Source organism: Arthrobacter stackebrandtii (genome assembly GCF_017876675.1).
Lineage (GTDB): Bacteria > Actinomycetota > Actinomycetes > Actinomycetales > Micrococcaceae > Specibacter > Specibacter stackebrandtii.
The window spans coordinates 2,727,753-2,740,438 of the sequence record NZ_JAGIOI010000001.1 but is presented as its reverse complement, the minus strand read 5'-3'; the positions used below and the strand labels follow the sequence as shown (position 1 = coordinate 2,740,438).

Sequence of the window (12,686 nt, the reverse complement as noted above, 5' to 3'; positions counted from 1 at the left end):
CCTCCGTTTGGCGGCAGCGGGCGCCGCGTTCTACGGTGGGCCTTGTGGATGAATTGAACCGTGGCTGAACCGGCAGGCGTTCCCCCGTGGGGCGGGCATCGGCAGGGCAGCGCCGGATACCGGCGAATGCTGGCCGCACTGGCATGCGCCGGGGTGGCCACCTTTGCCCAGCTGTACTCGCTGCAGGGGCTGCTGCCGCTAGTCTCCCGCGAGCTCGGCGTCACCGCGGCCCAGGCGTCACTGACGATCTCCGTGGCAACCGTTGGGCTGGCGCTGGCCGTGCTGCCGTGGTCGTTCGTGTCAGACCGCTGGGGCCGGGTCCGCACCATGGGGTTGGCCGTGGTCCTGGCGACACTGTTTGGACTGCTGGTTCCAGCCTCCCCAAATTTTGAAGTTCTCCTGCTGCTGCGCGGCTTGGAGGGCGCCGCCCTGGGCGGTATCCCGGCGCTGGCCATCGCCTACCTGACGGAGGAGGTCCAGCCGCGCAGTGCCGCCGCCGCGGCCGGCGCCTACGTGGCCGGAACAACGCTGGGCGGTTTGTTCGGCCGCCTGCTTGCCGGGCCCGTGGCGGATTTGGCCGGCTGGCGCATGGGCACCCTCGCCGTGTCCCTGTGCGCCGCCGTCGCCGCCGCTGGGTTCCTGGCGCTGGCGCCGAAGCCGCGTGGTTTTGTGCCGCAGCCCGGCGAGGGGTTCGGCGCCGTGCTGGGCCGGCTGCTGCCGCAAATGCGCAGCAGGCCGCTGCTGGCCCTGTACGCGCAGGCGTTCCTCCTGATGGGTTCCTTTGTCAGCGTCTACAACTATCTTGGTTTCCGGCTGGAGGCCCCGCCGTACCTGTTCCCGGCGTCGGCCGTGGCGCTGCTGTTCCTCGCATACCTCTCAGGCACCGTGTCCTCCCGCATGGTGGCCGGACTGGCGGTCCGCTGGGGTCGCCGCACCGTGCTGCTGGCGTCCACGGGTGCCATGGTGGCGGGGCTGGCGGTGACCATGGCGGCTCCCGTGCCCGCCATCCTTGCCGGACTGCTGTTGTTCACGGCCGGGTTCTTTGGCGCCCACAGCATCGCCTCCGGCTGGACCGGGGCCCTCGCCACGGGCGGGAGGGCGCAGGCGGCCTCGCTGTACAACCTCGCCTACTACGCCGGATCGAGCCTCATCGGATGGAGCGCGGGGCTGCTCTTCCAGAGCCTGGGCTGGACCGCCATGGCCGCGGCCCTCGCCATCCTGGCCGCGCTGGCCATGCTGGCGGCCGCGGCGATGCTGCCGCCAGGCCGTCCCTTCCCGCACGCCGACACACAGCCGGCGCCGGGGCACTGAGCCGCTCGACGGCGTCGAACGCCTCTGGGACAAGCTAGCGGACGCGGGCCTCGTCGCCGGCGGTCCGGGGCATGAGCAGCGCCTCCACCACGGGGTACAACATCAGCACTCCCAGCACGGCAAAGGTCCACTGGTACGCCGCGACGGGTGCCGCCTCCCCGCCCAACAGGGACTCTGCGGCGCGCAGGACCAGGGCACCCACAGCCACACCCAGCCCCGTGGCGACCTGCGCGATGGTGGAGGAAAGCGTGTTGGCGCCGGCCATCCGGGCCTTCGGCACGTCCACAAACTGCACCGTGTTGTACGCGCTAAAGCCGATGGAACGCAGCACGCCGCTGAGGAACAGCACTGCCGCAATCACGGCCAGCGGCGTCCCCGGCACCAGGAATGCGCACGCAAACAGCACCAGCGCACCGCCAACATTGCTCAGCAGCAGCACCGCCCGGAACCCGAACCGCCGGATCAGCGGCGAGGTGGCGGGCTTGATCAGCACGTTCCCGGCAAACACGGCCATGGTCATCAGCCCGGCCTCAAACGCGTTCCAGCCAAACCCGATCATGAACATCAGCGGCAACAGGAACGGCACGGCGTTGATGACCAGCCGGTACAGCGCCCCGCCCGCATTGCCCACGAGAAAGGTGTGGATGCGCAGCGCGCGCAGGTCCAGCAGCGGGTGCCGGGAGCGCTTGAACCACCACAGCATGGCTGCGAGCGCCAGCACCGCAACCACCAGCCACAGCACGACGGCGGCCCACGGCGTGGGTGCCGAGCCCACCAGTTCCATGCCAACCACCAGGGCGGCGAGGGCTGTGCCGCACAGGATGAAGCCGGTCCAGTCCGGCGGCGGAACCTTGCGGGCGCGGAGGTTGGGCACCACCTTCAGGGCCACGGCGAAGGCAATGACGCCGAGCGGGACGTTGATGAGGAAGATCCAGTGCCAGCTGGCGTAGGTGACGAAGAGACCGCCGAGGACGGGTGCCAGAACAGGTGCAATGAGGGCGGGCCAGGTCAGGTAGGCAATGGCCTCCAGGAACTCCTTGCGGTCGGCGTCGCGCAGCACCACCAGCCGGCCCACGGGCACCATCATGGCCCCGCCCATGCCCTGGAGCATCCGGGCCCCGCACAGGAAGGCGAGGTTGGGGCTGATCGCGCACAGCAGCGAGGCCACGGTGAAAACGGCGATGGCGGCCGTAAACACGTGCCGGGCGCCGAAGCGTTCGGCCAGCCAGCCGCTGATGGGGATGCCCACGGCCAGGGTGATCAGGTAGGAGGTCATGGCCAGGTTGATGTCAACGGGGCTGACGCCCAGGTCCGCGGCGATGCCGGGTGCCGCCGTGGCAATGATGGTGCCGTCCAGGATCTCCATGAAGTAGGTTCCGGCGACCAACAGCGCCAGGGCGCGGCTGAAGGAGGAGCTGCCGGCCGACGTCGTGCTTCTCAAACTCACGAGTCCAAGGGTACGGTGGCGGCGCCGTCAACCGCCATTGGTGTCCATGGCGTCAATCCTTCCCGGCCCACCGTGCGGCAGATACAGTGAAGACACCATTCCGCCGCACGTTGGGAGCCGCAGTGCACATTGGTCCGAGCACTTCCGTCCGGGGCGCACACTGATGGCGCTCCTGGATGTCCTGCTGGTCATTCTGCTGAGCATCGCCGGGCTGCTGTTCCTGGCCCTGCAGTCGTGGCTGGCGGCCACCGTGGTCCGGCGGGTGGTGGGCGTGCCGATCGGCTGGCCGCGGTCAATCGCCGTCGGATTTGTCATGAGCGGCGCCATGGCCCTGACCGTGCAGTACCTGTTCCGGGCCGGGACCGATGCCAACCCCAACGGCCTGGACGTCACCCCCTGGGTGGCCGTGCTCCTGCTGGTGCTGGCCGTCTGCTGGATTTTTGCCCTTGGCGTGGGCGCACTGGTGTTCCTCGAGGCCGCCTTCCCCACCGGCACCCTGCCCAGCTTCAGCCAGATATTCACCGGAGGGAAGGCCCGACGGCGGCGCACCAGGCGCTATGCCGAGGTCACCTCGATCGCGGTGCGGCACGGGCTCGGCTCACGGCTGCGGGGCTTTGGCCGCGACGACAGCTCCGGCCAGGAGGCGAAAACCGCCCGGGCCCTGCGCAGCGCCCTGAATGAAGCCGGGGTCACCTTCATCAAGCTGGGCCAGATGCTCTCGACCCGGCGCGACCTGCTGCCGGCGGCCTACATCCGCGAACTGGAATCGCTGCAGAGCAACGCCTCGCCGGAGCCGTGGGAATCCATGGAGACGGCCATCGAGGACAGCCTGGGCCGGCCCCTGGCGGAGGTTTTCAGCCATGTGGACCCTGTTCCCTTGGCCGCGGCCTCAGTGGCGCAGGTGCACCGGGCCACCCTGCTGGACGGGACCGACGTCGTGCTTAAAGTCCAGCGGCCAGGCGCCCTCGACCAGGTCACCCTGGACACCGACATCATCCTGCGGCTGGCCCGCTGGCTGAACACGACCACCCCGTGGGGCAAGTCGCTCGGCGTGCTGGCGCTGGCGAGGGGCTTTGCGGATTCGCTGGGCGAGGAGCTGGACTACCGGGTTGAGCTGGACAACATGCGCAGCATCGAGGCATCGCTGGCGCAGTCGGGCGCCTTCACCGTGGCGGTCCCGCACGCGCACCACGAGCTCTCCAGCGAACGCCTCTTGGTCATGGACCGGCTGCCGGGGCGGCCGGTCAGTGCGGCGGGCGAGCTGCTCACGGGGCTGTCCGCCAGCGAGCGCAGCGCCTTGGCGAAGACCCTGCTGGGCGCCACCCTGCAGCAGATCATTTCCGACGGCGTCTTCCACGCAGACCTGCATGCCGGCAACATTTTCATCTCCCCCGAAGGGACCCTGGGCCTGCTGGACTTCGGCTCGGTGGGCCGCCTGGACCCGGCGACGCAGACCGCGCTCGGCATGATGCTCTACTCCATTGACAAGAACGACGCCGCCGGGGCGACGGATGCCCTGATCGAACTGCTGGACCGTCCCGAAGACCTGGACGAGCGTGCACTGGAGCGTTCCCTGGGGCAGCTGCTCACACGCTTCCGGACCGGATTTGGCCCGGGCGGCAGCCAGAAAATGTTCACGGACCTGTTCTCCCTGGTGGTTGCCCACAAGTTTGCCGTCCCCGCACAGATCGGAGCGGCGTTCAGGGCGCTGGCCGCAGTGGAGGGCACGCTGTTGGTCATCGACCCCACCATGGACGTGGTGGAGGTGGCCCGCAGCGAAGGCTCGCGGCTCATGGAGGGCAAGCTGGGCTTCGGCAGCCTCAAGGAAGAGTTTCAGAATCGCGTGGTGCAGCTGCTTCCCCTGGTCAACCGTTTGCCCCGGCGCATCAACAAGATCACCGATGACCTGGAGCACGGCCGCTTTACAATGCGCGTGCGCGTCCTCGACCACCCGTCGGACCGCCGTTTCCTCACCGGGCTGTTCCAGCAGCTTATCGTTGCCGTGCTTGCCGGCTCCGCCGTGGTGGGCGCCATCATGCTCATCACCAGCAATGAGGGGCCGCTGCTGACCGGCGACATCCACCTGTACGGATTCTTTGGCTTTGTGCTGCTCTTTGGCGGATTCATCCTTGGCATGCGGGCCCTCATGCTCGTGTTCAGGCGAGATTCCGGAGACTGACCGCGGGACGGCTTGCCGCCAACAGTGGTTGGATGGAGGCATGTCCCTGTTGATTGTGTTGCGCGGAAATTCGGGCTCCGGCAAGAGCACGCTGGCCCTTGTCCTGCAGCGGGAACTCGGGGCCGTCTGGATTGAGCAGGACTATTTTCGCCGCACAGTGCTGGGCGAGACCGGGAACTATTCGCCGCTGAGCGTGGAGCTGGTGGAGGCGTCCGCCGCGCTCGCCCTGCGGCACGGGCGCACTGTCATTGTGGAGGGCATGTTCAATGCCAGCAAGTACAGCGGTTGCTTCAACCGGCTCCGGGACGGGCATTCCGGTCCCAGCCTGTTCTATGCATGGGACCTCAGCCTCGAGGAGACGCTGCGGCGCCACGCCACCCGGCCGCACAAGCAGGCCCACTTTGGTGAGGGAGCCATGCGCGGCTGGTACCACGGCTGGGACCCGCTGCAGGGGATCGAGGAGCAGCGCATCGTTGCCGACGAATCCCTGGAGGCCGCGGCGGCGCGTATCTTGGCGGACGTCCGCGCTGTCTGACCCGGCCCTGCCGGCAGGCCCCTGAGGTGTCGGCGCGGCCGGCTATTCGGCAATCCACGCCAATGCCGCCAAGGCAGTTGAAAAGCCCAACATCGTGCGAGTTGGCGGTGACGCATTGCAACTTGGCGGTGAAACAGCAGCACCTGCGATGAACCCAGCGATTTAACCGCAAGAACTGCAGTTTCGGCATCCGCCGCATCGGAGTCCGCCGAAAAAACCGCCGGGGCCACCGGCCTGCGGCTACGCGGTAAGGCCCAGCCCGGACATCCGCTTGGAGTGGTTGCGGGTCAGCGCACTCAGGATGGCATGGACCTCGGCGGCGGCCTGCTCCTGCGTGGCGTCGGGCCGCAGCCCCACCAGGAAGCTGTGCTTGGCGCCGATCCGCTGCACCTGGGTCAGGGCCTCCCCCACCAGCCGCCGGCCCCACAGCGCCAGCCGCGATGACAGTCTCGGGTCCTCGGACAGCATCTTTTTCAACAGCCCTGTCAACTCGGCCGTTTGCGCATCACTCGTCCGCACCTTGGCGATCGCGTCCCGCGTGCCCTCGTCCAGGTGCTCAGCGATGGCGGCATAAAACTCCCCGGTGATCGCCTCCACCACGTACGCCTTCATCAGCGATTCGTGCCAGTCCGCCGGCCTGGTGCGCTCATGGAAGGCGTCCACCATGCGCTGGTACGGGGCCATGGCCAGCTCCGGGTCCATGCCCATCTCGTCCAGCCGTGCGCACATGGCCTCGTAGTGGCCAAACTCTGACACGGCCATCCGGCCCAGGACGGAGCGGTCGCGCAAGGACGGCGCATGCTGCGCGTCGGCGGCCAGGCGCACAAAGGCGGAGAGCTCCCCGTACGCGATGCTGCCCAGCAGGTCCACCACAAAGCTGTCGTAGCGCGCGCTGAATTCGCCGGCGGAAACGGAATCGTCGGCGTCGGAAGCTGAAATACCCATACGCCCAAGGGTAGTCCGTGCCGCGCCGCCCTTGTTCCCGCGCGAGAATCGTTTACGCTGAAATCGTGCCCTATTCCCACATTGGTGTCAGAGACAGCATTGCCCAGCATTCGCTCGCCAAGGCGCTTGCCGCCCTGAACGAGGAGTTCAAGCTGCCCGACGGCTTCGCCCCGGACATCCTGGCCGAGGTGGACCGCGTGATCGCCGGCCACGAGCTTCCCACCCCGGACCTCACCGCGCTGCCGTTCATCACCATCGACCCTCCCACCTCCCAGGACCTGGACCAGGCCATGTTCCTGGAGCGCAGCGGCGACGGCTATGTGGTCCACTATGCCATCGCCGACGTCCCCGCGTTCGTCCCTGCCGGCGGACCGCTGGACGCCGAGACCCGCCGCCGCGGCCAGACCATCTACACTCCCGGCCAGCGCATCCCGCTGCACCCCCTGCCGCTCAGCGAGGGCGCGGCGAGCCTCTTCGCGAACGACCCCCGCTCCGCCTACGTCTGGGAAATCCACCTCGACGCCGCCGGCGTCCAGACCACGGCCAAGGTCCGCCGCGCCACCGTCCAAAGCATTGCCAAGCTTGGCTATGAGGAAGCCCAAAGGATGTACGACGCCGGTTCCGCGCCTGCCGCCTATGCCGGCACCTTGGCGCTCCTGGCTGAGATTGGGACGAAGCGCATCGAGCTGGAGCGCGCCCGTGGCGGGGCCAGCCTCAACGTGCCCGCGCAGGAGGTGGAGTTCGTGGACGGCAGGTACGTGCTGGAGTTCCGGCCCGGCCTGCCCATCGAGGACTGGAACGCGCAGATCTCCCTCCTGACCGGCATGGCCGCGGCCCAGGTCATGATCGAGGGCAAGGTGGGTATCCTGCGAACCATGCCGGCCCCCGACGAGGAAGCCATCGCCGCGTACCGACTGCAAACCGTCGCCCTGGGCAAGCCGTGGGGAACCGACATGGCCTACGGGGCGTACCTGCGAACCCTGGACACCGCCGATCCCAAGCACCTGGCGCTCATGCACGCCGCCACCACCTTGTTCCGCGGCGCCAGCTACACCCCTTTCAACGGTTCCGTTCCGGAGCAGGTCATGCAGGCCGCCGTCGCAGCTCCCTACGCCCACACAACGGCACCGCTGCGCCGGCTCGTGGACAGGTTTGTGCTGTCCATCTGTGCCTCGCTCTGCGCCGGCGAGGAGGTGCCCGAATGGGCCATCGCCGCCCTTGAGGAGCTGCCGGAGATCATGGCCGAGTCCAACCAGCTGGCCAACAAGGTGGACCGGGCCGCCATCGACACGGTGGAGGCCGCCCTGTTGAGCCACGACGTCGGCGGCGAGTTTGACGCCGTCGTGCTGGCCGGACCGAAGAAGAACGGCCACAATTCCAGGGCGGCAGCTGCCCGCAGCTCTATCCAAATCACCACTCCTGCCGTGACCGGCTACTGCGAGGGCGACCTCGAACCGGGGACCGTGGTGCGGGTCAGGCTGGCCGAGGTGGACATTGCCAAGCGGACCGTGAGGTTTGTCCAGGCGGGGCAGCCCGTTTCCTGACCGACTGGGCAGGGCAATTTACCCGGCCGCTGCGGCGTGTATTGGCCTTCCGCGGCAGGAAAGTGCCCCTGTGAGGCTAGACTAAGTGGTGTAGACATGGATGCCCGGTCGTTGATTGTCAGTTTTTGATTCAACAAGCCCGCCCCTGCGCGCGTCTTATCAGCTCTTCCCGCACCCGCCTTTCTGGCGGCGGGAGGACACGTTTTTGTTAGCCCGCGATCGGCTTCCCTAAGGTAGTGCCGCTCCCCTGCGGTTCCGTGAGGCCTCTTGTGCCAGCGTTGAGCCCGGTTGGCGGCACCTTGTATAGACGAATTGAATGGTAAGCATTTGAGCATTGAGACAGATTCCCTGCTGCAGGCAGAAGACGGCAACGAGAACGTTGAAATTGACGGCACGCTGAGCAGCAGCGAGCCGGCCCGCCAGGAAGAAAAGGAAACGTTCGCCAGCTTCGGCGTGCACCACGAGATTGTTTCCTCGCTGACCGAGGCCGGCATTCTCCACCCCTTCCCCATCCAGGCCATGACGCTGCCCATCGCACTGACCGGGCACGACATCATCGGCCAGGCCAAGACCGGAACGGGCAAGACGCTCGGCTTCGGCATCCCGGCGCTGAACCGGATCGTGGCACCCAAGGACGAGGGCTTTGAGAAACTGGCAGCCCCGGGCGCCCCGCAGGCCATGATCATCGTGCCCACGCGCGAACTCGCCGTCCAGGTGGCCGGCGACCTCGTCACTGCGTCCAAGCACCGCGGCATCCGAATCGCCACCATTTACGGCGGCCGCGCCTACGAGCCCCAGGTCGAGGCCCTGCAGAAGGGCGTCGAGCTGGTGGTGGGCACCCCCGGGCGCCTGATCGACCTGCTCAAGCAGCGCCACCTGAACATCAAGAACGTGCGCATGGTCATCCTCGACGAGGCCGACGAAATGCTGGACCTGGGCTTCCTGCCCGACGTTGAGACGCTGATTTCAGGCACCCCCGCCGTGCGCCAGACCATGCTGTTCTCCGCCACGATGCCCGGCCCGGTAGTGGCCATGGCCCGCCGCTACATGACGCAGCCCACGCACATCCGCGCCGCAGACCCCGACGATGAGGGCCTGACCAAGCGGGACATCCGCCAGCTGATCTACCGCGCCCACAACCTGGACAAGATCGAGGTCCTCGCGCGCATCCTGCAGGCCAACGGCCGGGGACGCTCCATCATCTTCACCAAGACCAAGCGCACCGCCGCCAAGGTTGCCGAGGAACTCGTCGACCGCGGCTTCGCGGCCGCCGCCATCCACGGCGACCTGGGCCAGGGCGCCCGCGAGCAGGCCCTGCGGGCCTTCCGCAACAACAAGGTCGATGTGCTGGTCGCCACCGACGTTGCCGCCCGCGGCATCGACGTGGACGACGTCACGCACGTGGTGAACTACCAGTGCGTGGAAGACGAGAAAATCTACCTGCACCGCGTGGGCCGCACCGGCCGCGCAGGCAACAAGGGCACGGCCGTGACGTTCGTCGACTGGGACGACATGCCCCGCTGGGCCCTCATCAACAAGGCCCTGGGACTGAACGTCCCCGAGCCCGTCGAAACCTATTCCTCGTCGCCGCACCTGTACACGGACCTGGACATCCCCGAGGGCACCAAGGGCCGCCTGCCGCGCAACATGCGCACCCATGCCGGCATCGACGCAGAGGTGCTTGAGGATCTCGGCGAGACCGGCAAGCGCAACTCCCCCCGGTCGGATTCCGGCCGTGGAGGACGCGGCCCCCGCGAGGGCGACCGCGGCGGAAACCGCGGAGGCAATCGTTCCGGCGCACACCACGGCGAACGCCGCCGTGACGAGTCACCCTCAGGCGAACGGACCGAGGGAGGCCGCAGCCGCCGTCGTTCTTCCACAGAATCTGCCCCGGCCACGGCGGAGGGCGCAGCAGCTCCGGCCGGGACCGGCGCACCCCGGGCCCGGCGCACCCGCACCCGCCGCCGCAACGGCGAAGTGGTTGACAAGCCGGCTCAGGACTCCTAGCCCCACCTCAAGAATCCATGACGCAGTAGTTGCACCGAAAAAGCGTGGAATCCGCTTTCCGGATGCAACTACTGCGTCATGGATTTTTTAATGTCCAGTGGCCGAGACCCGCAGTTGTCGAATTCTGAAGTTGCTTGCCGGCCGGGCCAGCGGCTGCACCCGCCTAGGGCAAGTACGCCTGCGTGCCAGTCCCCCACTCGAGGATGCGGTCCAGCGAGGCCGGCGGCGTCAGGTTTTCACCGAGCAGGTTGGGTTTGCCCGCACCGTGGTAGTCGGAGGATCCGGTCATGAACAGTCCGCGGTCCTGCGCAAGCCGGCGCAGCCAGGCGCGGCCTTCGGGAGGGTTGTCCCGGTGCTCGACCTCCAAACCCAGCAGCCCGGCGTCGACCATGTCATGGAAGACCTCCGGCGGCGCCACCCGGCCCCTCGCCGAAGCCACCGGGTGGGCAAACACCGGAACGCCGCCAGCCGCACGGACCAGTTCCACGGCCAGCACCGGGTCCACAGCGTAGTGGCTGACAAAGTAGCGCGAGTGCGAGGTGAGAATGTTGGCGAAGGCCTCGTTCCGGTCCGCAACAATGCCGGCGGCAACCAGTGCGTCGGCAATGTGGGGCCGGCCCACCGTGGCGCCGGGGACCAGGTGTGCGCTGACGTCGTCCCAGTTCAGCGGGTAGTCCTCGGCCAGGCGCTCAACCATGCGTTCGGCGCGGGTCATCCGGGCGTCCTTGGCCTTGGTGATCTCCTCGAGCAGCCCCTGGTTGAGGGGGTCGTGGAGGTAGCAGAGCAGGTGGACACTGACGCCGCGGTCTGTCTTGCAGGAAATCTCCATGCCCGGGACCAGGCCCACGCCATGGCGGCGGGCGGCACCGAGGGCCTCGGCCCAGCCGTCCGTGGTGTCATGGTCCGTCAGCGCCAGCACGTCCAGCCGCGCCTGCGCGGCGGCGGCCACCAGGTCCGCCGGGGGCTGGGTGCCGTCGGAAACATTGGAATGGGCATGCAGATCGATCCTCACCCTCCCACCCTACGTCCGTTCCCCGCCGCGCCAGTGCCGCGCCGCACGCCGGTTCCTTTGTCCCTTTGCGCCAGCGGTGGGAGACTTAAGGGGTGAACCAGACAGAGCAAACCTCCGTGAACACCTCCCCTTCGAGCGAGCAGCCCCTTGAGGACCGAGTGAACAACCGTTCGCAGCGCCCCTCCTCGGACGCCTTCCGCACCTTCATGGCCGCCAATTGGGCGCCGTCCACCGCCGGGCTTCCCGCCCGCGATGCCGTGGCTGACCATGCCGCGCGCCGCCGTCGGGCCATTTCCGCCCAGTTCCCCGGCGAGCGCCTGGTCATCCCCGCCGGTCCGCTGAAAGTCCGCTCCAACGACTGCGACTACCGCTTCCGCCCGCACTCCGCGTTCGCGCACCTGACCGGGCTGGGCGTTGACCACGAGCCGGACGCCGTGCTGGTCATGGATCCCGTTGCCGAAGGCGCCGGGGACGACGGCGGCAACCACCTCGCCACCCTCTACTTCCGTCCCATGGCGGGCCGGGACACCAAGGAATTCTACGCCGACGCCCGCAGCGGCGAGTTCTGGATTGGTGCCCGCCCCACGCTGCCCGAGTTCGAGGCGAAGCTGGGCCTGCCCACCGCGGACCTCACCGGCCTGGAGGTGGCCGTCACCAAGAACGTTGGCGAGCCCTCCGTTGGCGGCATCTCCATCCGCCTGGTGCGCAAGGTCGACGAGAACATTGACGCCCTCGTGGACACCGCCCGCTACAACACGGCCAAGGACCCGGACTCCATGGACTTCAGCGCCCTGGACGACCTCGACGGCAAACTCACCGAGGCACTGTCCGAGCTGCGCCTGGTCAAGGACGACTGGGAAATTGAGCAGATGAAGGTTGCCGTTGCCGCCACCGTCAATGGCTTCGAGGACATTGTGAAGGCACTGCCGCGCGCAGTGGCCCACAAGCGCGGCGAGCGCGTTGTGGAGGGTGCATTCTTTGCCCGCGCCCGCGAGGAAGGCAACGAACTCGGCTACGACACCATCGCCGCAGGCGGCAACAACGCCACCGTGCTGCACTGGAACCGCAACACCGGCACAGTTGACGCCGGCGAACTGCTGCTGGTCGATGCGGGCGTTGAGGCCGAGTCACTGTACACCGCGGACATCACCCGCACCATCCCCGTCAACGGCACGTTCTCCGACGTCCAGCGCAAGATCTACCAGGCCGTCCTGGATGCCGCCGACGCCGCCTTCGCCGTGGCTGTTCCGGGCCGCAAGTTCCGCGAGGTCCACGCCGCAGCCATGGAGGTGCTGGCCGACCGCCTCGCCGCCTGGGGCCTGCTGCCCGTGTCGGCGGAAGAGGCGCTCTCCCCCGAGGGCCAGCAGCACCGCCGGTGGATGCCGCACGGGACCAGCCACCACCTGGGCCTGGACGTGCACGACTGCGCGCAGGCCCGTGCCGAAATGTACGTTGACGGCATCATCACCGAAGGCATGGTCTTCACCATTGAGCCCGGCCTCTACTTCAAGGAAGAGGACCTGGCCATCCCCGCCGAGTACCGCGGCATCGGCGTGCGCATCGAGGACGACATTCTGATCACCGCCAACGGCCCGGTCAACCTCAGCGCCGCCCTCCCGCGCACCCCGCAGGACGTCGAGGCTTGGATGGCCGGCCTCTCCAAGTAGCCCCACCCTTACGTCTATGACGCAGTAGTTGCACCAAAT

The 12,686-nt window shown here is 67.9% G+C and carries 9 protein-coding genes; 6 read left to right on the top strand and 3 right to left on the bottom strand.

Annotation, left to right across the window (positions count from 1 at the left end; all coding sequences use genetic code 11):
- The first annotated feature begins 60 nt into the window (after positions 1-60).
- Positions 61-1,311 carry an MFS transporter gene (locus tag JOF48_RS11890; RefSeq protein WP_342591229.1) on the top strand — a complete coding sequence of 417 codons (1,251 nt, stop codon included), beginning with the start codon at positions 61-63 and terminating at the stop codon, positions 1,309-1,311.
- 34 nt (positions 1,312-1,345) lie between these two features.
- Here the strand turns inward: JOF48_RS11890 and JOF48_RS11885 are convergent, their stop codons facing one another.
- The gene (locus tag JOF48_RS11885) at positions 1,346-2,758 is read right to left on the bottom strand and encodes an MFS transporter (protein ID WP_342591228.1); all 1,413 of its coding nucleotides are present in this window, start codon (positions 2,756-2,758) and stop codon (positions 1,346-1,348) included.
- A gap of 163 nt (positions 2,759-2,921) precedes the next feature.
- Between JOF48_RS11885 and JOF48_RS11880 the strand changes: the two genes are divergently transcribed.
- Both JOF48_RS11880 and JOF48_RS11875 read left to right on the top strand, forming a co-directional pair.
- Positions 2,922-4,937, top strand: coding sequence for an ABC1 kinase family protein (locus JOF48_RS11880; RefSeq protein ID WP_209680960.1), 2,016 nt, complete (start codon positions 2,922-2,924; stop codon positions 4,935-4,937).
- A gap of 40 nt (positions 4,938-4,977) precedes the next feature.
- The gene (locus JOF48_RS11875) at positions 4,978-5,472 is read left to right on the top strand and encodes an AAA family ATPase (RefSeq protein WP_209680958.1); all 495 of its coding nucleotides are present in this window, start codon (positions 4,978-4,980) and stop codon (positions 5,470-5,472) included.
- Positions 5,473-5,712: 240 nt separating this feature from the next.
- Here the strand turns inward: JOF48_RS11875 and JOF48_RS11870 are convergent, their stop codons facing one another.
- Complete coding sequence (locus tag JOF48_RS11870) at positions 5,713-6,417, bottom strand: ferritin-like fold-containing protein (RefSeq protein WP_209680956.1); 705 nt, start codon at positions 6,415-6,417, stop codon at positions 5,713-5,715.
- 65 nt (positions 6,418-6,482) lie between these two features.
- Between JOF48_RS11870 and JOF48_RS11865 the strand changes: the two genes are divergently transcribed.
- Complete coding sequence (locus JOF48_RS11865; protein ID WP_209680954.1) at positions 6,483-7,961, top strand: RNB domain-containing ribonuclease; 1,479 nt, start codon at positions 6,483-6,485, stop codon at positions 7,959-7,961.
- A 384-nt stretch (positions 7,962-8,345) separates the two neighbouring features.
- The gene (locus JOF48_RS11860; protein WP_425353737.1) at positions 8,346-9,968 is read left to right on the top strand and encodes a DEAD/DEAH box helicase; all 1,623 of its coding nucleotides are present in this window, start codon (positions 8,346-8,348) and stop codon (positions 9,966-9,968) included.
- 163 nt (positions 9,969-10,131) lie between these two features.
- On the opposite strand, the gene JOF48_RS11855 is transcribed toward JOF48_RS11860, so the two are convergent.
- A complete protein-coding gene (locus JOF48_RS11855; RefSeq protein WP_209680952.1) occupies positions 10,132-10,980 on the bottom strand; it encodes a PHP domain-containing protein in 849 nt (282 codons plus the stop codon).
- Between the two features lie 92 nt (positions 10,981-11,072).
- On the opposite strand from JOF48_RS11855, the gene JOF48_RS11850 reads away from it, so the two are divergent.
- On the top strand, positions 11,073-12,647 hold the full coding sequence (locus tag JOF48_RS11850) for an aminopeptidase P family protein (RefSeq protein WP_342591227.1): 1,575 nt from the start codon (positions 11,073-11,075) through the stop codon (positions 12,645-12,647).
- Positions 12,648-12,686 lie beyond the last annotated feature (39 nt).

Bases quoted from the DNA above. Each gene is read 5' to 3' on its own strand.
- JOF48_RS11880 (WP_209680960.1), top strand. From the start codon at position 2,922: ATGGCGCTCCTGGATGTCCTGCTGGTCATTCTGCTGAGCATCGCCGGG.
- JOF48_RS11875 (WP_209680958.1), top strand. From the start codon at position 4,978: ATGTCCCTGTTGATTGTGTTGCGCGGAAATTCGGGCTCCGGCAAGAGC.
- JOF48_RS11870 (WP_209680956.1), bottom strand. From the start codon at position 6,417: ATGGGTATTTCAGCTTCCGACGCCGACGATTCCGTTTCCGCCGGCGAA.